This window comes from Paenibacillus sp. J5, assembly GCF_054955055.1.
Genome location: NZ_JBUEDD010000002.1, coordinates 310,446 through 330,588, shown reverse-complemented (window position 1 = coordinate 330,588; position 20,143 = coordinate 310,446). Strand labels below are relative to the sequence as shown.

At 55.4% G+C, this 20,143-nt stretch carries 16 protein-coding genes; 14 read left to right on the top strand and 2 right to left on the bottom strand.

Features of this window, described 5'->3' with window-relative positions; genetic code table 11:
- The first annotated feature begins 126 nt into the window (after nt 1-126).
- The 11 genes from ACY1JZ_RS03990 (at nt 127) to deoC (ending at nt 12,083) form a co-directional block, all read left to right on the top strand.
- The gene (locus ACY1JZ_RS03990) at nt 127-819 is read left to right on the top strand and encodes a beta/alpha barrel domain-containing protein (protein ID WP_462628165.1); all 693 of its coding nucleotides are present in this window, start codon (nt 127-129) and stop codon (nt 817-819) included.
- Between the two features lie 15 nt (nt 820-834).
- Nucleotides 835-1,743 carry a carbohydrate ABC transporter permease gene (locus ACY1JZ_RS03985; RefSeq protein WP_270170914.1) on the top strand — a complete coding sequence of 303 codons (909 nt, stop codon included), beginning with the start codon at nt 835-837 and terminating at the stop codon, nt 1,741-1,743.
- Entirely contained in the window at nt 1,727-2,611 is an 885-nt protein-coding gene (locus ACY1JZ_RS03980; protein ID WP_462628164.1) for a carbohydrate ABC transporter permease, read from the top strand. Before ACY1JZ_RS03985 ends, ACY1JZ_RS03980 begins: the two co-directional genes overlap by 17 nt.
- A 134-nt stretch (nt 2,612-2,745) precedes the next feature.
- Nucleotides 2,746-4,116, top strand: coding sequence for an FAD-dependent oxidoreductase (locus ACY1JZ_RS03975; RefSeq protein WP_462628373.1), 1,371 nt, complete (start codon nt 2,746-2,748; stop codon nt 4,114-4,116).
- A 181-nt stretch (nt 4,117-4,297) separates the two neighbouring features.
- A complete protein-coding gene (locus ACY1JZ_RS03970) occupies nt 4,298-5,263 on the top strand; it encodes a sugar-binding transcriptional regulator (RefSeq protein WP_462628163.1) in 966 nt (321 codons plus the stop codon).
- Nucleotides 5,264-5,294: 31 nt separating this feature from the next.
- Entirely contained in the window at nt 5,295-6,347 is a 1,053-nt protein-coding gene (locus ACY1JZ_RS03965; RefSeq protein WP_462628162.1) for a galactitol-1-phosphate 5-dehydrogenase, read from the top strand.
- The gene (locus ACY1JZ_RS03960; RefSeq protein ID WP_462628161.1) at nt 6,344-7,876 is read left to right on the top strand and encodes an FGGY-family carbohydrate kinase; all 1,533 of its coding nucleotides are present in this window, start codon (nt 6,344-6,346) and stop codon (nt 7,874-7,876) included. Before ACY1JZ_RS03965 ends, ACY1JZ_RS03960 begins: the two co-directional genes overlap by 4 nt.
- A gap of 2 nt (nt 7,877-7,878) precedes the next feature.
- Nucleotides 7,879-9,381 (top strand): sugar ABC transporter ATP-binding protein, encoded by a 1,503-nt coding sequence (locus ACY1JZ_RS03955; RefSeq protein ID WP_270170921.1) that lies wholly within the window; start codon nt 7,879-7,881, stop codon nt 9,379-9,381.
- The gene (locus tag ACY1JZ_RS03950) at nt 9,368-10,354 is read left to right on the top strand and encodes an ABC transporter permease (protein ID WP_270170923.1); all 987 of its coding nucleotides are present in this window, start codon (nt 9,368-9,370) and stop codon (nt 10,352-10,354) included. The genes ACY1JZ_RS03955 and ACY1JZ_RS03950 overlap by 14 nt, the downstream gene beginning before the upstream one ends.
- A gap of 52 nt (nt 10,355-10,406) precedes the next feature.
- Complete coding sequence (locus ACY1JZ_RS03945) at nt 10,407-11,402, top strand: substrate-binding domain-containing protein (RefSeq protein WP_462628160.1); 996 nt, start codon at nt 10,407-10,409, stop codon at nt 11,400-11,402.
- Nucleotides 11,403-11,414: 12 nt separating this feature from the next.
- Nucleotides 11,415-12,083, top strand: coding sequence for a deoxyribose-phosphate aldolase (gene deoC / locus ACY1JZ_RS03940; RefSeq protein ID WP_462628159.1), 669 nt, complete (start codon nt 11,415-11,417; stop codon nt 12,081-12,083).
- Nucleotides 12,084-12,233: 150 nt separating this feature from the next.
- Here the strand turns inward: deoC and ACY1JZ_RS03935 are convergent, their stop codons facing one another.
- Together ACY1JZ_RS03935 and ACY1JZ_RS03930 are read right to left on the bottom strand one after the other, a co-directional pair.
- The gene (locus tag ACY1JZ_RS03935) at nt 12,234-13,871 is read right to left on the bottom strand and encodes a helix-turn-helix domain-containing protein (RefSeq protein WP_462628158.1); all 1,638 of its coding nucleotides are present in this window, start codon (nt 13,869-13,871) and stop codon (nt 12,234-12,236) included.
- Nucleotides 13,872-13,981: 110 nt separating this feature from the next.
- A complete protein-coding gene (locus ACY1JZ_RS03930) occupies nt 13,982-15,001 on the bottom strand; it encodes an ABC transporter substrate-binding protein (RefSeq protein ID WP_462628157.1) in 1,020 nt (339 codons plus the stop codon).
- Nucleotides 15,002-15,305: 304 nt separating this feature from the next.
- Between ACY1JZ_RS03930 and ACY1JZ_RS03925 the strand changes: the two genes are divergently transcribed.
- The 3 genes from ACY1JZ_RS03925 to ACY1JZ_RS03915 are packed head-to-tail and all read left to right on the top strand — an operon-like array spanning nt 15,306 to nt 19,971.
- Nucleotides 15,306-16,409 (top strand): ATP-binding protein, encoded by a 1,104-nt coding sequence (locus tag ACY1JZ_RS03925; protein ID WP_462628156.1) that lies wholly within the window; start codon nt 15,306-15,308, stop codon nt 16,407-16,409.
- The gene (locus ACY1JZ_RS03920) at nt 16,397-18,820 is read left to right on the top strand and encodes a DUF5682 family protein (protein ID WP_462628155.1); all 2,424 of its coding nucleotides are present in this window, start codon (nt 16,397-16,399) and stop codon (nt 18,818-18,820) included. Before ACY1JZ_RS03925 ends, ACY1JZ_RS03920 begins: the two co-directional genes overlap by 13 nt.
- Nucleotides 18,817-19,971 carry a VWA domain-containing protein gene (locus tag ACY1JZ_RS03915; RefSeq protein ID WP_462628372.1) on the top strand — a complete coding sequence of 385 codons (1,155 nt, stop codon included), beginning with the start codon at nt 18,817-18,819 and terminating at the stop codon, nt 19,969-19,971. The genes ACY1JZ_RS03920 and ACY1JZ_RS03915 overlap by 4 nt, the downstream gene beginning before the upstream one ends.
- Nucleotides 19,972-20,143: the final 172 nt, after the last annotated feature.

The following is a 20,143-nucleotide window of genomic DNA, read 5'->3' as shown; positions in this document are numbered from 1 at the left end:
AGACATCCGTCAGGGGGGGCAGGCGTGATGGCTCGCACAGCGGACTGTCTGCCGACCTCCCGCGTTGCTCGAGCCCGTCTAAGCTGGCGAGGAACAAGAAGCATACCGATAACGGAGGGAACTATAATGGGAAAATTGCAGGCGCTGCTGGCCAGTCGCGAGCTGTCGTTGATCGTCAGCTTGCCAGCCAACGACCTTGCGCTGGCCAAGGCGGCGATTGAGGAAGGCGCAGATGGGTTGAAGGTGCATTACAATGTTGGCCATCGTGCCAGCGGCAATCACTTTGGAGCACTGGAGGAGTATGAGGATGTCTTCCAGACGATTCGCAGTCAGTGGCAAGGGCCGCTTGGGGTCGTGCCAGCAGGCAGCATCGAGGGCGCCCAAGCGGAGCATATCTCACGGCTGGACGGTCTTGGCTTCGATTTCTATTCGATCTATGCGCATCATCTTCCGTCCTTCATGCTGGGCGAGATTGGGCTGGATCGGACGTTTGCTATCGATAGCAGCTATGATCCCCATCTGGTGCAGGCTGCTCGCAGCTATGGGATGACGGCATTGGAGGCTTCTATTGTGCCGGGTGATGAATACGGTACCCCCCTATCCTTTAAGGATGTATTGAAATATCGACAACTGGTTGAACTCTCGCAGCTTCCGGTGCTGATACCCTCTCAGCGCAAGCTGGTGACGGAGGATGTCGCCGTGCTTCATTCCACAGGTGTCGCTGCGGTTATGCTGGGAGCGATCGTGCTTGGGACGGCTGAGGATGAGCTGCGGAGGGCGATTCATGCATTCCGCAATGCTATCGACAAGATCAATTAAAGGCGGTGAATCGTAATGAAACGCAATGGTGCGGGCAGAGGTCCACTCGCCAGAGAGGCGCAAATTACAGGCTGGCTGTTCGTATCGCCGATGGTGCTGGGCTTTGCACTGCTGCTGCTGTTCCCGATGGGGCTATCGCTCTATATGAGCCTGACGGACTGGCCGCTGCTGGGCGACCCTAGCTGGGTCGGTCTGCAAAACTATGAGCATCTGCTGCAGGACGCCATGTTCTGGAAGGTATTTGGCAATACATTTTATTTTACTGCGGGCTTGGTGCCGTTCAATATCGTGCTGGCATTGCTGCTGGCGCTGCTGCTCTCTAGAAGTATGCGAGGCATCGGCATATTCCGTACAGCAATCTTCGTCCCGGTGATGACCTCGCTCATCGTCTGGGCGATCGTCTGGAAGTACATGTTCGCCACCGATTCGGGACTGATCAACCAGCTATTGCTCATGCTTGGCATCAAGGGACCATCCTGGCTCTATGATACGCGCCTGGCTATGCCTGCGGTAATCGTAACCAGCGTGCTCAAAAATGTCGGCCTCAATATGGTGCTCTTCATTGCCGCACTGCAGCAGGTGCCGCGCTCGCTGTATGAGGCGGCGACGCTGGATGGAGCCGGGCGCACGCGCAGCTTCTTCAATGTCACGCTGCCGATGATTACGCCGACTGTATTTCTGACAGTTGTCATGACGGTGATCGGCTCGCTCAAGGTATTCGGCCAGATCTACGTGATGACGCAGGGCGGCCCGAGCGGAAGCACGAAGGTGCTGGTCTATTACATCTGGGAGAAAGCGTTCAAGCTGTTCCAGCTAGGCTATGCCTCCTCTCTGGCTTATGTATTGTTCGTTGTTGTGCTGGCGCTGACTTTGCTGCAATGGCAGCTTCGAAAGAGGTGGGTATTCAATGAAGGCGACGCCTAATCTGTCCGCTCTGGACAACCGCACGCCGACCTTGTCGCTGCGCAAGCTGTCGGGAGCCGCAGGCATCTATGCGGCGCTGACAGCGATCTCGCTAGTGATGCTGGTACCGTTCCTGTGGATGCTGTCTACCTCATTCAAGGAGCCGCAGAGCATCTTCACGTATCCGCCGCAGTTCATACCGGAGACCTTCCGGCTGCAGAACTATGTCGAGGTGTTTGAACGGATTCCGTTTCACCGTTTTTATTTCAACAGTGTCTATATTGCGCTGATCGTCGTACTGGGCACGGTGTTCTTCGCCTCACTGGCCGGGTATGCGTTCGCCAAGATCCCGTTCACTGGACGCAATGCCGTCTTTCTCGTGCTGCTAAGTGCGATGATGATTCCGCATGAGGTCACGGCGATTCCGATGTTCCTGTTCATGCGCGAGCTCGGCTGGATCGACACGCATCTGCCGCTCATCCTGCTTCCGATCTTCGGAGCGGGCGGTGTGTTCGGCATCTTCGTCATGCGGCAGTTCTTCATCTCGGTACCGACCGAGCTGGAGGAGGCAGCCATGATTGACGGATGCAGTCGTTTCCGCATTTATGCGCAGATTATGCTGCCGATTGCCAAGCCGGGACTGGCAACCTTGACGATTTTTACCTTTGTGACGGTATGGAACGAGTTTTTCGATCCGTTGATTTTCATTAATACCCGTGAGCTGATGACCTTGCCGCTAGGCCTGTCGCTGTTCACAGATGAGGTTGGAACGGCCTGGCACCATCTGATGGCCGCTACGGTGATGGCGACTGTGCCGCTGCTCATCGTCTTCTTCCTCGCCCAGAAGCGGTTCATCGAGGGCGTGGCGATGACAGGGCTGAAGGAATAGCGATGAAAGATAGGGAAGGAGTGGAACCAATGAAGCAATGGAGTGATATGAGGGAGCATAGGAGCACTGCAGAGCAAGCGCTGACGAGTACAGAAAGCGCCGCGAGCGGCGAGCAGGCTGCTGCTGCGTCGGCTATGACTGTGCAGAGCAATGTCCATAGCAAGCGGGTACAGGAGCTGGAGACCGATGTGGTCGTCATCGGCGGAGGGCCTGCCGGCATCGCTGCGGCGATTGCCTCTGGACGTCAGGGAGCGCGGACGGTGCTAATCGAACGCTATGGCTTTGTGGGCGGCATGTCCACGGCGGCGATGGTCTATCCGTGGATGACCTTCCATACCGACCGTGGGGAGCAGGTGATCAAGGGAATTGCCCAGGAGATTGTGGATCGGCTGCAGGCGTGTGGCGGTTCACCCGGACATCTGCGCGATACGGTCGGCTTTGTCCATACACTGACTCCGTACCACCCGGAAATCTACCAGGTGGTTGCAACGGATATGCTGCGCGAGGCGGGGGTCAAGCTGCTGCTGCACAGCTTTGTGGATGAGGTGCATACGGCAGAGGGGCGCATTACAGCGGTGCGCATCACCAGCAAGTCGGGCAAGCTGGATGTGCGAGCGCAGCAGTTCGTCGATACGAGCGGTGATGCGGATGTCGCCTATCTGTCCGGTGCGGAGATTGTGCAGGGACGCGAGGGCGATCGACAATCGCAGCCGATGACGATGAAATTTCGCATGCGCGGGGTCGATCTCGCCAAGGTGAAGCAGTATATTCAGGCGCATCCTGAGGAGTTCTATGAGAAGACTCCGGTTGCCGAGCTGGATCGCATTCCGCTCACTGGAGTTAGCGGGTTCTACAGCCATTGGAAGCGCTCAGGCGTGCCGATCAACCGCGATCAGGTGTTGTTCTTTACCGGCCCGGCCGACGATGAGGTGCTGATCAACTGTACGCGGGTGCAAGGACTGGATGCGACGGATGCGGAGGATCTGACGCTCGCCGAGCAGGAGGGACGCAAGCAAGTGCTTATGATGGCGGAATTTCTCCAGCGCGATGTGCCCGGCTTTGAGCGGGCTTCGGTATCAGCGGTTGCGCCGCAGATCGGCATTCGTGAATCGCGTCGGATCATCGGCCGCTACACGCTGGCCAAGGAGGATGTCACCTCCGGTCGCAAGTTCGACGATCGCATCGCCCGTAGCGGTTACCCGATCGATATTCATGATCCCTCTGGCAAAGGAGTGGCAGCGGCCTTCATCTCCGGGGATGGAGCGTATGATATTCCATATCGTTGTCTGCTCTCCCGCAACATCGCCAACCTGCTGGCCGCTGGCCGCTGCATCTCGACCTCGCATGAGGCATTGGCGACAACGAGGCTGACGCCTAGCTGCATGGCGACCGGGCAGGCTGCGGGTACGGCCGCTGCATTGTCTGTGCTGCATGCCGTTGATCCCGCCGAGCTGTCTGTTGCGCTGCTGCAGGAGAAGCTTCGTCTGGGCAACGCTGTCATCTAATCCAAGCTCCGTCAGTGTTTCGAGGTTTGAAGCGCTGGCGGGGCTTGTTTTTTTATTGTTTTCGTGAAATTATGTTCAACTTTTCGGGATCTATTGAAATAATGAAAAGCATCGTATAGAATCAATCTCGTAAGAAGCGTCAGGCCTGACGATCAGGGCAAGTTAAGTAAGGAGCATGCGCATGTATACAATTCGAGAGATGGTCCGCATTGCCAAGATGTATTATGAGCTGGGCATGACCCAGGTTGAAATTGCAGAGAAGGAAAGCTTGTCGAGACCAACCGTGAGCCGCATTTTGGATGCGGCAGTTAAGGGAGGCATCGTATCCTTTGTTATTAATTATCCGCTCGATTCTGTAAGCGATATCGCAGACGAGGTCAAGGAAACGTTCGGGATCGACAAGGTGTTTGTATCCCCTGTGTTTGTCAGTGAGCCGTCGATGGTGCTACAGGATGTTGCCCGAGCGCTCGCTGGTTATCTTAGCGATCTGGTGCAGGACGGGGATACGATCGGCATTTCATGGGGCGAAACCTTGTCCTATGTCGCGGATCAACTGCAGCCGGCACACCGGCGTGATGTGAAGATCGTCCAGTTGAACGGTGCGGTCAGCACGACCTCGTTCTCCACAGGAGCGATGCATATATTGGAGCAATTCTCCAAGGCATTTCATTCTCAATCCTACATGCTGTCGGTTCCGACGATCGTAGATTCAGCCGTCATCGCTGACGCGATTATGACGGATTCCTCCATTCGCGAGGTGCTGACGCTCGGACAGCAGGCCAACATTGCGGTATTCGGCATTGGCAGAGCTTCTTATCAGTCCGTGCTCTACACGGCGGGTTATTTCTCAGAAGCGGAGTACGGAGAGTTGTTGCGACAAGGAGCGGTAGGAGACATTTGTTCCCGCTATTACACAATTGATGGCAGATTGACGGATGAAACGCTTAACTCACGCACGATCGGCCTGCAACTGGAGCAGTTGAAGCAGAAGGAGCATTCGATTGCGATGGCCTGCGGTGAAGGAAAAGCCGAAGCGATCGTGGGAGCGTTGAACGGGAAATTTTTTAATACGCTGTTTACGGATGAAGTGACGGCCAAGAAGCTGCTGACTCTGCAACAGGCAAGCAGACGCAAAAGGCGCACTTAAATAGATACAAGTGGAGAGGAGCTTCAAAATGATGAAAGCGGTTAAACTGTATGAACCTGGAAATTTGAAGGTGGAGGAGGTCGCTATTCCTGTCATTGCACCACATGAAGTGCTTATCGAGGTGAAGGCGGTCGGGGTATGCGGCTCGGACATTCCTAGAGTGCTTCACAAAGGCGCTTATTCACAAGGCCTGACAATCGGACATGAATTCGCCGGTGTCATCGTGGAGACTGGCGAGGAGGTGCAGCAATGGCGGGTTGGACAGCGTGTAGCTGTAGCGCCACTCATCCCATGCGGCGAATGCATGTATTGCAAGGACGGATTGTTCTCGCTATGCGACACGTATGATTATTACGGTTCTCGCAGTGATGGGGCGATGGCTAACTTCATTAAAGTGACGCCAGATAATCTGGTGGAGCTGCCGGACAATGTGTCGTATGAGGCCGGAGCGATGGTCGATCCGGCAGCCAATGCCATTCACGGCCTGTGGGCGGGAGAGTTCAAGGCTGGGGACAGCATCGCCATCTTCGGCCTGGGCGCCATCGGCCTGTTCGCCATCCAGTTCGCCAAGGAGCTGGGCGCCAGTCATATTGCGGCTGTGGATATTCATGAGGAGAAGCTGGAGCTGGCTCGCCGACTTGGCGCGGATGTGACGATTAACTCCCGCCTTGAGAATCCGGTAGCTGTGCTGGAGGAGAAGTTCGGCGGCATGAACTTTGCCTTCGACACCTCGGGTTCGCCGATTGCCCAGGATCAGGCTGTCAGCTCCTGCACGAAGAAGGGAAGGGTCGTGTTCCTCGGCATCTCTCATGCCGGATTGGAGCTAAGCAAGGATTCTGTGAACAAAATTCTTCGTTACGAGTTGGCTGTACACGGGTCATGGAACTCCTTCTCTGCGCCATTCCCAGGCAGAGAATGGACGTATACGACCGAATTAATGGGAGCGGGCAAGCTGACGGCAGAGCCGATCATTTCGCATCGGCTGCAATTGGATGATGCGCCGAGGCTGTTCGATCAGATTAAAAACCGGGAGATTGTTTTTAATAAAATTATGTTCTACCCGCAGGAGGGGCAAACAAAATGACGTATGTTCTGGGCATCGATGCTGGCACGCAGGGGCTCAAGGCGGCATTGTATACTGCCCAGGGGGAGCAGCGGTGGGTGGGGAGCGCAACGTACCCCACGTCCTACCCGCACCCCGGAAGCTGTGAGCAGCAGCCGCTTGATTGGTGGGATGCCTTACTGCGCGCGCTGCGCAGTTGCCCGGCTCCCGAGTTGTTGAATGCGGTTTCAGCAGTAGCGGTATGCGCAACTTCCTCGACGGTGCTGGTGGTGGATGCTGAGGGGAACCCGCAATCGCCTGCGATGCTATGGATGGATACCCGAGCCAAGTCTGAGACAGACTATATTAATGGACTGGCCGACCCGCATGTTGCGGATGTTCTCCGCCGCTCTGGAGGCGGGGTCTCGGCGGAGTGGATGACAGCCAAATCACTATGGCTAAAAAACAACGGCTTCTTGAAGCCAGGGTATCGCATTATGGAGCAATTGGATTGGCTTAATTTCAAGCTGAGCGGCAACTGGATGGCTTCGAAATGCAATGCAGTGTGCAAATGGAATTATACAGATCACTTCTCACGTTCATTCTTCGAGGCCATCGGCTTGGAGCAGTATGAGCAGTGGTGGCCGCAGCAGGTAGCGGCTGTTGGCGAGCAGATCGGCGTCATAACTGCGCAGGCGGCTGCACAGACCGGGCTTCCGGCAGGCATCCCTATATTTCAAGGAGGAATTGATGCGCATATCGGCATGCTTGGCATCGGGGCCTGTGATACGGGAACGATGAGCTTGATTACAGGCACCAGCTTCGTTCACCTGATGCATACCGATGCGGCGGTCGAGGAGCCTGGGCTGTGGGGGCCTTATGCCAATGCAATATTGCCAGATAGCTGGCTGCTTGAAGGCGGGCAGTTGTCCTGCGGCTCCTTGACCTCCTGGTTCATGAGCCAGTTCTACCCCGGCGTGCAAGGGGAAGCGCTGGAGCACGTGTACAAGGAGCTGATTCAGGAAGCGTCAAGGCTGGAGGCTGGCAGCAGCGGCCTGGTGATGATGGATAGCTGGCAGGGGAACCGGACGCCGTATCGCAGTGCCGCTATGAAGGGGGCGCTGTATGGGTTGACGCTTGCTCATACCCGGTATCATATCTACCGGTCGATTCTGGAGGGGGTTGCCTTCGGAACGAAGAGCATCATCGATACCTTCGCAGGTGCGGGGGTTCCCGTCTCACGGATTATCGCCTCTGGCGGCGGCACCAAAAACAAGCTATGGATGCAAATTATTGCGGATGTTACCGGCATGGTGATCGACATCGCGGATGAGGGCGAGGCGGGCACGAAGGGCTGTGCGGTCATTGCGGCATACGGAGCAGGGTGGTACAGCTCGCTGCAGGAGGCATCGCAGCGCATGACATCTTCCTCTGTCTCCTATAGACCCGATGAGCGAAGCCGAGAGCTGTATACGCAAGCTTATGCTAATTATGTGCAGTTGCATGAACGATTGGGTCCCATGATGGAGCAATCCGCAGAGCAGCGCATACCGGTACAGATAGGGGGGTAGACATGGAGCCGATATTAAGCATGTTGAACATCAGCAAGTCGTTCCCAGGTGTGAAAGCGCTTAGTCACGTTGATTTTACGGTGCGGCAAGGAGAGGTGCATTGCCTGATCGGTGCCAATGGGGCAGGCAAATCAACCTTGATGAAAATCTTGACCGGCGTCTATGACAAGGACGAGGGCGACATTTATTTCGAGGGCAGCAAGGTCGAGATTGGCAATCCTGCGCGGAGCAAGGAGCTAGGCATCGCTATTATTTATCAGGAGCTGTCGCTGATCGATCATCTCTCGGTAGCGGAAAATATATTTCTAGGCTCCTATTTGAAGCCGGCTTACGGCCTGCTGTCCTGGCGGAAGCTGCGGCGAGAGGCGGCTGGCATACTGGAGAGATTCGGCATCTCGATTCCGGTCGACAAGAGGGTAGGAGAGCTGAGCGCCGGGCACAAGCAGATCGTTGAATTGGCGAAGGCGATAGCCAGCCATGCCCGACTCATTATTATGGATGAGCCTTCGACAACACTGTCGCAAAAGGAGGTCGAGACGCTATTCCGGGTTATTGGCGACCTGAAGCGACAGGGCATTACCGTCATCTACATCTCTCATAAGCTGGAGGAGCTGTTTGCCATCGGTGATCGGGTTACCGTTATGCGGGATGGTCGTTACATCGCCACCAAGGCGCTGACAGAGTTGGATGAGGAAGAGCTGGTGGAGTTAATTATCGGCCACAAAGCAGTGCGGCATGTTCATGTCAAGCACGAGCGGCAGTTCGAGGAGCTGCTCCGGGTGGAGCACTTAACTACGAAGCACGTTCATAATGTGAGCTTTGAGCTGGGCAAGGGTGAAATCATCGGTCTGTACGGTCTTGTCGGGTCGGGGCGAACCGAGGTGCTGCGCGCCATCTACGGCGCTGACAAGCTGCAGCGCGGAACGATTCACCTTCATGGGCGCCAGCGGATCATTCAGTCGCCGGGGCAGGCGATACGTGCGGGGATGGGGCTTGTGCCGGAGAACCGCAAGACGGAAGGAGCGATGCTGCATCTGTCCGTGCAGGAGAACGCAGTCATCTCCTCGCATCATCTGTTTTCACGCTTCTCGATTTTGAAGGGGCACCAGGTGCGTCAGGCGGTCAAGGAACGGATTCAAGCGCTCAACATCAAGACGCCTCATCAGGATACACTGATGGTTAATCTGAGCGGCGGCAATCAACAGAAGGTGATCATCTCCAGGTGGCTGATCCGCGATTCGGAGCTGCTGCTGTTCGATGAACCGACACAGGGCATCGACATCGGAGCCAAGGAGGAAATCTATAAAATTATGCGTTCGCTCGCTGCTGAGGGCAAAGGAATCATTGTCGTCTCCTCTGAAATTAACGAGCTGCTGCAAGTGTGCGACCGCATTCTGGTCATGTACAGCGGCCGATTGGTAGGGGAATTCGACGATCCGCGCAATGAAAAGGAGGAAATACTTCATTATGCCGTCAAAGGGGGGGAAGAGCTTGAAGCCAATTAGCATGGAAGCTGGTGCGGCCAAGCCGACTGCAAGCTTCAGGTGGCTGGATGTCGTCAAGCGTTACAATCTATTTTTCTTGCTGTTTTTATTTATGGGAATCGGCGCTCTTCTGTCGCCCAAATTTCTCACCGTACAAAACCTGTTAAATCTGTTGCAGCAATCATCTGTTGTAGGCATTATCGCATTAGGAATGACCTTCGTCATTTTAGTGGCAGGCATTGATCTGTCCGTCGGCTCCACCTTGGCGCTGTCGAGTATGACGATGGCCATCCTCGTGACGAGCGGTCTGGGCTCCTTGCCTGCGATTCTCATCGCGCTCATCGCCGGTGGAGCCATCGGGGCAATCAACGGACTGATCTCCACGAAGCTCAAGGTGCCGGCATTTATTGCAACACTAGCGACCATGGTAGCCGCTCGTGGATTGGCGCTGCTGCTGACCGACGGCAAGCCGGTGTTTAACCTGCCTGAGTCGATTCGATTTCTCGGCGGCAACATCTTTGGCCGCATCCCCGTATCCGGGGTCATCTGGATCGCGCTTACACTGCTCTCGGTATTTGTCCTGCGCTACACGACGTTCGGCCGCAAGCTGTACGCCATCGGCGGCAATCCACAGTCAGCCCATCTGACAGGAATTAAAGTGAATCTGTATATCACTTCTGCCTATGTGATCTGCGGATTAATGGCAGCTCTAGGCGGCGTTGTGCTGACCTCCTGGCTGACGGTCGGGCAGCCGACATCGGGACAAGGTGTTGAGCTGGATGCGATCGCAGCGGTTGTGCTTGGCGGCACTAGCCTGTTTGGTGGTGTCGGCGGTGCGGGAGGCACGTTCGTCGGGGTGCTGCTAATGAGTATATTGACTAATCTCTTCAATCTAATTGGCTTGTCCTCGTACTATCAGTCGATCTTTATGGGCTTGATCATCGTGCTGGCGCTTGTGTTCAACCGGTTCGTCATCAAGTCGCACCAAGGCTGATACTGCGAGTAATTCATATGCAAGTGATGACTACAACAAGGGAGAGATCAAGATGAAGACAAAAAAATGGGCAAGCATTTCGATGACAGCGCTTTTATGTGCAGTATTGATGGTTAGTGGCTGTTCTTCTCAAAGCAAAGGCTCGGGGAACACGAGCGAGGAAGGGAAGGATAAAGTTACCATCGGCTTCTCGCAGGTGACGATGGAATCCCCGTTCTATACGTCGCTTGTTGAAGCAGCGAAGGCTGAGGCGGAGAAGAACGGTGTCGAGCTGATTACGATTGACGCGCAAAATAATCTGCAAAAGCAAAATCAGGACGTGCAGGATCTCATTACAAAAGGAATTGATGTGCTCGTGCTGAATCCGACCAACCCGACTGCGGTCGCTCCGGCGCTGGCGCTCGCCAAGCAAAATAATATTCCGGTTGTGACGGTTGACCGTCCAACAGAAGAAGCGGTCGCTTCGTTCGTAGGACGCGACAATAAGCAGATGGGCCGACTTGCAGGCGCTAAAGCGGTGGAGCTGCTCGGCGGACTGGGAGCAGCCAAGGGTAAAGTTATCGAGCTGCAGGGCGATGCCGGCGGCAAGGTGATGATGGATCGCCATGATGGCTTCCATGAGGTCGTCGAGGCGGAGAAGGGCGTACAAATTATCGAAGGGCCATACTCCAACTACGTTCGCGCCGAGGCTGTAAAGGCGATGCAGGACTTGCTGCAGGCTCACCCGGATGTCTCGCTGGTCTATGCGCATAATGATGATATGGCGATGGGTGCGGTTCAAGTGCTGAAGCAGGCGAATATGCTGGATAAAGTAAAGGTTGTCGGTATCGACGGGCTCTCCGAGGCGGTCAATGCGATCATCGAGGGCAGCTACAGTGCCACCGTGCTGAATGACCCCGCTGTCCTTGGACGACTCGTCGTGCGGACGGCGCTGAAGGTAGCTAAGGGAGAACAGGTGGAGAGCTATATCGACGGGGGAACGGGCCTGATCGATGCGAGCAATGCAGCCAAATATAAGAGCGACAATGTGTTCGCGCCAATGGAATAGGAGAGAGAACAGATGAAGATTGCATCATACATTGACCATACGTTATTGAAGGCTCAGGCCACGAGCGCTGAGATTGGACAACTATGCGCGGAGGCGAAGCAATTCGGATTTGCATCGGTATGCGTCAATCCTTACTATGTAGCCGAAGCAGCCAGATTGCTGGCAGGCAGCAGTGTAGCAGTATGCACCGTAATCGGCTTCCCACTGGGCATGAACACCACTTCGATCAAGGTAGCGGAGACGACAGACGCGGTGAACAATGGAGCGACGGAGATAGATATGGTGATCAACGTTGGCGCATTGAAGGAGCGCAAGACCGGGCTTGTACGGGATGAGATTGCAGCCGTTGTGAGAGCGGCAGAGGGACGTCTCGTCAAGGTCATCTTGGAAACCTGCCTGCTGGATAAGGAGGAGATCGAGCTGGCGAGCAAGCTCTCCGCCGAAGCGGGCGCACAGTTCGTCAAGACATCAACCGGCTTCTCGACTGGCGGAGCCACCGCCGAGGATGTGCGGCTGATGAAATCAGCGGCTGGAGCGGGAGTCAAGGTTAAAGCTTCGGGTGGAGTGCGCGACTATGCGGCAGCGCTAGCTATGATTGAAGCGGGCGCAGAGCGTATCGGCACGAGCAACGGCATTCAGATCGCTACGAACAGTTCGGACTCGGCCTCATCAGGTTACTAGGGCGTGTCTGAACACTCTGAGCGGGTTTTCAGACACGACCTAATCATCGCAGTATAACAACAGCACACGGTGGCAGTTCACGGGCATAAAGCTCGCGGGCTGCTGCCGTGTGCTTATATTTGGCAAGGTCTTCTCATGAGGCACCGTACTTCAGAAGTGTAGCAGCGTAGGCAGCAGCTCAAGCGAGCTTTCGACAGTTACCGCATCCGCATGATTCCACTCATCCGCCTCCAGTTGATAGACTCTGCCTGCTCGCACAGCCGGAAGCGATAGCCAGGATATACTCGAACTCAACCTGCCGAGCGTAACGCGCGACTCTTCATCCGAAGAACAGAGCAGGAACAGATAGTCACCAGCATAGCTGGCTAAGCTGTCGGGACGGTCAGGGGAGAGCTCGGCATAGCCGCTCCCATCCTGTATCAGCTCCTTAATAGACGCCGGGGGATTGAAGGCATAAGGATAGTAGAGGGAGGAGGAGAATCCGGTGGCACCCATCACAAATAAACGTCCATGATGAATGGCGAAGACAGTCGCCGTCACATCCGTTCCAAGCGGCAACCGCCGCCATATGGACTCCGCCCGCGAGTGAAACCGTTCCAGCCATTGACTTGCCTCTTGTTGCTTGCCTAGCCACTCTCCAAGCTGTGTCATCCTCTGCCCTAGCGGGGCATAGGAGTCAAAGGCCAGGGCGGGAGCGATCTGTGAGATGGAGCGGTACAGTCTATCATTCGAACTGGCCATAATGATGAGATCCGGCCGCAGCTCCCTGGCGATGTCCGGTTGCAGAGGGAAGCCAACGTCGCAGACGTCGCGGGTCTGATCTCGCACCTTGCGATGCTGCTGAAACTGGAGACCGCCGCCGATCGGCTGCACGCCCAGCGCCAGCAGGTCGCCAAAGGTCTCGCCGTGATAGATAATCCGGGAAGGTGAGGAAGGAATATCTACCTCATGGCCTAGCCAGTCTCGTACACGGATCAGATGATGATTGGCCAGACGTGCATATCGTCTTGGCGACAGTCCGGTCAACTGGCGAAAACGGCGATTGAAATAATATTCGTCTGTAAATCCGACCTGGCGGGCAATCTCCCGAAGCGGTGCGCTCTCTTGAATAAGCAGCTCCTTGGAACGGCGTATGCGCAGCTCCGTGATGTAATCCAGCGGTTTTCTTCCGGTCAGCTCCTGAAAGATCAGTGTGAACTGCCAGGCGGGAACCTCGGCGAGAGCTGCCATCTGCTTGACCGTAATCGGATGCGCATAGTTCGTCTGCATGAACTTGACCGCACGGTCGACGGCTTGAGCAGCGCTCAAAGGGTCCCCGCTGTCAATATTTTGTTCATGCAGCAAGACCATCAGTTCTTGAAGCAGCAATTGCGCCCGATATGGTGTGGTATTGGCATGATCCCTACCGGTCAATGTATGCAGCCTGTCAAGGATATGAAGCACACGGCGGAATGGGTAGGCAAGCAATTCATGGCTTTGTTTAAACAATGCGCCCGAATGCAGCTCCAACTCTTCACTGGAGCGAATCACTCGCAGACGGACACGATAGCAACGCAGGGCTTGCCCCATGGCTGCCTCCAGTTCGTAGACGCTTGCGGGCCCGATCCAGTATGCTCGCTCGGTTTGAGCATTCAAGGTTTCGCCGTCAATGGTTAACTGGCCGCCATCTCCTTCGAGGAACAATAAGGTATGCAGCAGCTTAGCGCTGTCGGACAGGCGGAAGGCAGAATCAGGTGTTGAACAGAATAGTTCCAATCCAGCCAGATGAAATAAGAGACAGGTCTCCATAGCGAGCTCCTTTAGTGAGAATGATTATCAATAATATCATTGTACCTAAGGATTCGGCTAAAATCAAAGCAGTATGCAGACCGGGGCGTTAGTGTCGTGCCCTAAGCGAATTATTCGGCTTCAGTAAGAAGCTGCGGCAGATAGTCCAGCAGCCACTCGCGGGTAGCAGCATCACTTGAGCTTTTCATAATGTCAATCATGTAGACATGCCCGTTTTTGACCGCAGGCAACTGCTGCCAAAGCGGACTTTGCAGCATCGCCTCTGTTGAGGCCTTCGCTTCCTCCGGTACCGGAGTGAGGATGAAGATTCGATCCCCGGCAAATTGATCCAGCAGCTCCATTGAAATTTGCTCAAAGCCTTTGCCCGTATCGAGCAGCTTCTGAACCGGATCGGGCGCCTTGAAGCCCTGCTTCTCATACAGTATTTGCGATAACCCGGTGCTCAGCATGACAAACAGCCGGTCGCCAGGGTAGTAGGTAAGCACTGTCGCGGTCTCGCCCTCTTTGACTCCGGCGTCGTGAAGCTTGTCCCACATTCTCTCCGTTCGCTCGCGATAGGAAGCAAGCCATTGCTCGGCCTGCTGCTTGTAGCCTGTGATGTCGCCTAATTCCAGAATACGCTGATCGAGCGGAGTAAAGGTATTGAAGATGAGTGTAGGCGCGATCTGCGAGAGGGATTGATATATCTTCTCATCATTATTAGCATAAAGAATCAGATCGGGCTCTAGCTCCGTTGTCTTCTCAATATTAATCGGAAATCCGAGGTCGGCGATGTCTCCCGTCTTATCCGCGAAGACTGTCCCGTCGATAAAGTTGCTTGCGCTGGCGATAGGCTGAATGCCAAGCGCAATGAGATCACCGACGGTTTCCCCGTGAAATACAATTCGCTGTGGTTGTACGGGAATAGACACCATGTGGCCCGCATGATCCGTATACGCTCGTGTCTCCGTCTCTGTAGCAGTCTGCGTAGAGGAAGACTCTATCTGCTTGCTCGACAGGTTTTGTGCCGTCTGTCCGTCGACCGTTCCTGGAGCGCTCCCGCTGTTTCCACTGCTTCCGCAGGCGATCAGCCACCCTCCCATGGTTAGAAGCATACCTACAGCAGTGAGTTGCCTTGCTATCGATTTCATTGTCCAATTCCTCCATAGTAATCTATTATATTGAGTAAAGATAATGATTCTCGTTATCGTATTCGGGTTAATGATAATCGAATTATCCGTTCCACTCAATGGAGAAATACAAATGCCTTTATGGATTTTATGCAAATTACGATAAACATGTCGAAAGACCTTGAAAAATGAGAAAATATGACTACTCATACGGGAATTGCGAGGGGAGACGCCCTATAGAAAGCCATTGTATACTGTGTTAAGATGTTATATATGAGAAAATGGGAACACATGATCTGATTTGGATAGAGGGGGAGCTGGAGTTATGCAAGAGATGATCAAACCACCCGCAGAGCAATTGTATGCGGCCGAGCTTGCTGCGCTGCAGGCAGAGGATCGCGGAGGACGTCCGCCCAACTGGCGCTTGTCGCCGGCGGCGGTGCGGGACTTTATTATAGGGCGGGAAACGCCGATTGTACATAACGGGGAAAAGGTCGAGATTACGCGCAAGTTCTATGGTAATGACGTGCTGATCGAACGGGCTGTCGTCACGCTGGCGGGCAACCGCGGGCTCATGCTGGCTGGCGAACCGGGAACCGCGAAGACGATGCTGAGCGAGCTGCTGTCGGCGGCAATCTGCGGGACGAGCATGAATACGATTCAGGGGACGGCAGGGACGACAGAGGATATGGTCAAATACTCGTGGAACTATGCGATGCTGCTCGATCAGGGGCCGTCCGAGGCGGCTCTTGTGCCTTCGCCTCTCTATACGGGGATGAAGGAGGGCATCCTGACCCGCTTCGAGGAGATCACACGCTGCCCGGCCGAGGTGCAGGATAGCTTGATCAGCATTATGAGCGACAAGGTGCTTCATATCCCGGAGCTGAAGGAAGGCAATCTGTTCGCCAAGCCGGGCTTCAATATTATCGCTACAGCTAATATTAGGGATAAAGGGGTCAATGAGATGAGCGGCGCCCTGAAGCGGCGCTTCAACTTCGAGACCGTGCGCCCCGTCAACAACGTGAAGCTGGAGGCGCGTATTATCGAGAGCCAGGCTAAGGCACTCCTGCGCTCAGGAGGCATCGACAGCGAGATCGACGTGGAGGTTGTCGAGCTGCTGGCGACCACCTTCATGGAGCTGCGAACCGGACAGACACGCGAGGGCTACCGGGTGGACAGTCCGCAGGCGGCTCTCAGCACGGCGGAGGCGGTATCAGTCTATGTGGAGAGTGCCATGACCTCCTACTATTATGAGAGCAAGCCGATGGCTCTGAACCGGCTCGTTCAGAGCATGCAAGGAACCATCGTGAAGGAGAATGAGAAGGATCTGGCGCTGCTGAAGGCGTATTTCTCGAAGATCGTCAAGGAGCGTGCTGCGGTAGAACCGCTCTGGAAGGCATATTATGAGGAAAAGCAATGGATCGGCTGATGGATGTTGCCCCGTCCGAGCAGGTTCGGGAGATCGAGCGAGCCTTCGCCGAGCAGGTGATGAATGAAGAGCTGGGCGTCGTCTTCTTCCCTGTACGACATCATAGCCCCGCCTGCTCGCACCATCTGCTGGCGATGATTGGGCAGTATCGCCCGGACATCATACTGATCGAAGGCCCGGTGAATGCGACGGAACTCATCCCGATCCTGACAGATGAGGCCACTGTCCCTCCGGTTAGCCTCTATTGCACCTTCGAGTCGGAGGAGGGCAAGGCAGCGTATTATTATCCGTTGCTGAGCTATTCGCCAGAGTATGTTGCCATGAAGGAGGCGGCGCGGCGCGGCATTCCTGCCCGCTTCATCGACCTGGACGATTACGGGCGCAGAGTGGCAGGGGAGCACAAGGAAGGAGAGCAAGCAGAGCAGGCCTCGGCACAGGATGAGACGCTGCTGGCAGGCTCGCAGTTTATGGAAGCACTCTGCAGCAATCTGAATTGCCGCAGCTTCGATGAGCTGTGGGAGAAGATGGTGGAGATTAATGGTCTTGTTGCTGATACGCGCGAATTTGTGCGGATCGTGTTCACGTACTGCACCCTGTCGCGGATGTGCTACTCCGATGAGCAGCTAGGGCAATTCGGCGATCTGGAACGGGAAGCTCATATGCGCGCTTGCATTGCCCAAGCAGTGGCTGAGTACGGGCGGGTGCTTGTCGTTACCGGGGGCTTCCATACCTACGCCCTGCTTCCTCCATATCCATCGTCAGGCGAGCCAGCGGGCAGGGCTAGCTCCGATCGGGCTCTTACTGCTGCTTACCCCATGGTATATACGTTCATGGAGGCTGACCGACTGAATGGTTATGCCAGCGGAATGCCGTATGTGAATTATTATGATCAGATATGGAATCAGATGCATCGCAAGCGCAAGTCCGAGCCGCTGCAGTTGCGTGAGCAGCCTTATACCGATGTTGCTGCTTCGCTGCTTGCGCAGCTTGCACGCCAATTGCGGCAGAGCGAGGAGGCTGTGTCTACCAGCGATGCGATAGAAGCCTATCGGATGCTGCATGGCCTGGCTGAGCTGCGCGGCAAACGGGAGGGCGGCGTCTTCGAACTGCAGGATGCCGCGTTGTCGGCCTTCGTCAAGGGGGAGCATACGCTGGCAACGGATCAGCCGCTGCAGCAGCTTGCGCTGCTGCTTACGGGGGATAAGATCGGCACGGTCGCCCCGAACAAGCTGGCTGTGCCGATTGTAGAGGATTTCAAGGCACGCAGCGCGCAGCTCAAGCTGCAGCTTAATGTCACGGGCAAGCACTCGAAGACGCTGGATATATATGCCAAGTCGCAGCATCGGTTGCTGAGTCAGTGGTTTCATTGCATCAGCTTTCTGGTCGGTGAGTTTGCTACTCGTCAAGCCGGCCCGGACTGGGTGGCATACAAGGATATGAATCTGGTAAGGGAGAGCTGGTCGTATTCGTATTCCTCACGCATTGAAGCAAGGTTTATCGAATGCTCAATCTATGGCGGCACAGTCAGGGAGGCGGCAGCTCGCAAGCTGCAGGAGCAGGCCTTGGCCATACCGGAGCATCATAGCTCCGAGCTGGTCGGCTTGCTGCTGCAGGCTGGACTGATGGGATTGCAGGAGTCAGTGCGCAGCTTATACGAGCGGGTAGAACAGGCGTTGCACGCCGATGCTCATTTTCTCTCCATCTGCCGAAGCCTGAATACACTGGTACGCATGCGACAGCACAGTCGACTGTTGGGACTGTCGGATGACGGACAACTGCCGCGTCTTGCACAGGAGGCGTATCGCATGGCGCTGCTGCAGCTACCCCACCTGACCGAGACGCATGCCGACGAGCAGCCGGCAGTTGCACAGAGCCTGCAACTGTTGTCGATGCTAGCCGGGAGCGAGCCGGAGCGTTATGACGGGGATGGCCTTCACCAGCAACTGGATGAGCTGCTGGACATGGCAGCGCTGCCCCCGCTGCTGGAGGGCAGTGCAATCGCGATTGCTGCGGCGCTTGGCAGCAGAAGCAGAGAGGAGATTATGCAGCGGGCAAAGGGATACATCCGCGGTACGCCAGACAAGGCCAAGCAATCCGCACTGTATCTGCAGGGTGTCTGCGCGTCCGCGCGTGATGTCTTCTTGTATGACAGTCGTCTGCTCTCTGAGCTGAATCACCTGATTGGCGAGCTGCCGTATGATGATTTCATCGCCATGGTACCAGAGCTGCGTCTGGCCTTTACTCATTTTACACCTGTTGAGAGCAGTCTGATCGCAGAGAAAGTCGCGGCCTTGCATGAGACAACAATGTATGAACTGGAGCTGCCGGCTGTGAAGGAGCGGGCGCTGATCGAGGCGAGAAGGATGGATGAAGCGATACGGAAGGAGTTTGCTGCGTGGAAGCTGATATGAAGCAGGATGGACAGGAGGAGCGCAGCTCCCGGGAGGTGCTGAACCGCTGGCGCCTTATTCTGGGGCAATCGGCCGATCATGGCTTGTCCAGCTCACCCGATTACTCGGCGGATCAGTTCGGTTATATGGAGATGGATGAAATATTGAGCTATCTATATGACCGGGAGTATGGAGAAGAGCAGGGCTACCGACGCGGTGGAGGGCAGGAAGCATCACGGCTTACAGTACCGAAGTGGCTGCACAGGATGCGGACGCTCTTCCCCAAGCAGACAGCGGAGGTTTTGGAGAAGCAGGCGCTCGACCGCTACGGCTTAACGGAGCTGCTGACGGATAAGAAGCTGCTGGAGTCACTGGAGCCGAATATGAACCTGCTGAAGAATGTGCTCCAGTTCAAGGGAAGGATGAAGGGCGCGGTGCTGCATAGCGCCAAGGAGATCGTGCGTCAGGTTGTGGAGGAGCTGCGCAAGCAGCTTGAATCTCATGTGCAAGCAGGCATTGTCGGCAAGCGAAGCCGCTATACGCGCAGTCCGATCAAGTCGATCCGCAACCTCAATATGCGCAAGACGATCGTAAGCAATCTGAAGAATTACGACCGGAAACGGCAGCGATTTGTCATTGACAAGCTCTATTTTGATGGCTCGATTCAGTCCTATAACAAATGGGACATCATCATCGGCGTGGATGAGAGCGGAAGCATGCTGGATACCGTAATCTATAGCTCTGTGATGGCCAGCATCTTCTATAAGCTGAATGCACTCCGAACACGGCTGTTTATTTTTGATACCCAGATCGTCGATCTGTCGGACAGGCTGGAAGACCCCGTCGACCTGCTGATGAATGTACAGTTAGGCGGGGGGACGCACATTGCCCAGGCGGTACGGTATGGCGAGACGCTGATTGAGAATCCTGCTCACACCATCTTTATTCTCGTCACCGATCTGGAGGAGGGCTACACGCTGCCGCCGATGTACAGGGCATGCAAGGATATTATCGATGCAGGCTCGAAGCTGCTCGTGTTGACGGCACTTGATTTTGGCGGAGAGCCGGTCTATAACAGACAGGCAGCCCAGACGCTAGCCAATATGGGAGCGCATGTCGCTGCAATTACACCGCATATGCTGGCCGATTGGATTGCAGAGACAATCTCCTGAGGCCGTTGTGAGAGGTTCAACCCTAGGGCGTGTGTGTAAACCGTCCGCGGAGTTTGAATACACCCGCTGCCAGATGGCAGCCGATTCGTATTCATCCGGGTCGAGGGAGACGTGCGCCTGGGTGCTGACCCGTGCTGCCAGGTGCAGCCGACATATGAGATGCCATGATTCG

Bases quoted from the DNA above. Each gene is read 5' to 3' on its own strand.
- ACY1JZ_RS03990 (WP_462628165.1), top strand. From the start codon at position 127: ATGGGAAAATTGCAGGCGCTGCTGGCCAGTCGCGAGCTGTCGTTGATC.
- ACY1JZ_RS03985 (WP_270170914.1), top strand. From the start codon at position 835: ATGAAACGCAATGGTGCGGGCAGAGGTCCACTCGCCAGAGAGGCGCAA.
- ACY1JZ_RS03980 (WP_462628164.1), top strand. From the start codon at position 1,727: ATGAAGGCGACGCCTAATCTGTCCGCTCTGGACAACCGCACGCCGACC.
- ACY1JZ_RS03975 (WP_462628373.1), top strand. From the start codon at position 2,746: ATGACTGTGCAGAGCAATGTCCATAGCAAGCGGGTACAGGAGCTGGAG.
- ACY1JZ_RS03970 (WP_462628163.1), top strand. From the start codon at position 4,298: ATGTATACAATTCGAGAGATGGTCCGCATTGCCAAGATGTATTATGAG.
- ACY1JZ_RS03965 (WP_462628162.1), top strand. From the start codon at position 5,295: ATGAAAGCGGTTAAACTGTATGAACCTGGAAATTTGAAGGTGGAGGAG.
- ACY1JZ_RS03960 (WP_462628161.1), top strand. From the start codon at position 6,344: ATGACGTATGTTCTGGGCATCGATGCTGGCACGCAGGGGCTCAAGGCG.
- ACY1JZ_RS03955 (WP_270170921.1), top strand. From the start codon at position 7,879: ATGGAGCCGATATTAAGCATGTTGAACATCAGCAAGTCGTTCCCAGGT.
- ACY1JZ_RS03945 (WP_462628160.1), top strand. From the start codon at position 10,407: ATGAAGACAAAAAAATGGGCAAGCATTTCGATGACAGCGCTTTTATGT.
- deoC (WP_462628159.1), top strand. From the start codon at position 11,415: ATGAAGATTGCATCATACATTGACCATACGTTATTGAAGGCTCAGGCC.
- ACY1JZ_RS03935 (WP_462628158.1), bottom strand. From the start codon at position 13,871: ATGGAGACCTGTCTCTTATTTCATCTGGCTGGATTGGAACTATTCTGT.
- ACY1JZ_RS03930 (WP_462628157.1), bottom strand. From the start codon at position 15,001: ATGAAATCGATAGCAAGGCAACTCACTGCTGTAGGTATGCTTCTAACC.
- ACY1JZ_RS03925 (WP_462628156.1), top strand. From the start codon at position 15,306: ATGCAAGAGATGATCAAACCACCCGCAGAGCAATTGTATGCGGCCGAG.
- ACY1JZ_RS03920 (WP_462628155.1), top strand. From the start codon at position 16,397: ATGGATCGGCTGATGGATGTTGCCCCGTCCGAGCAGGTTCGGGAGATC.
- ACY1JZ_RS03915 (WP_462628372.1), top strand. From the start codon at position 18,817: ATGAAGCAGGATGGACAGGAGGAGCGCAGCTCCCGGGAGGTGCTGAAC.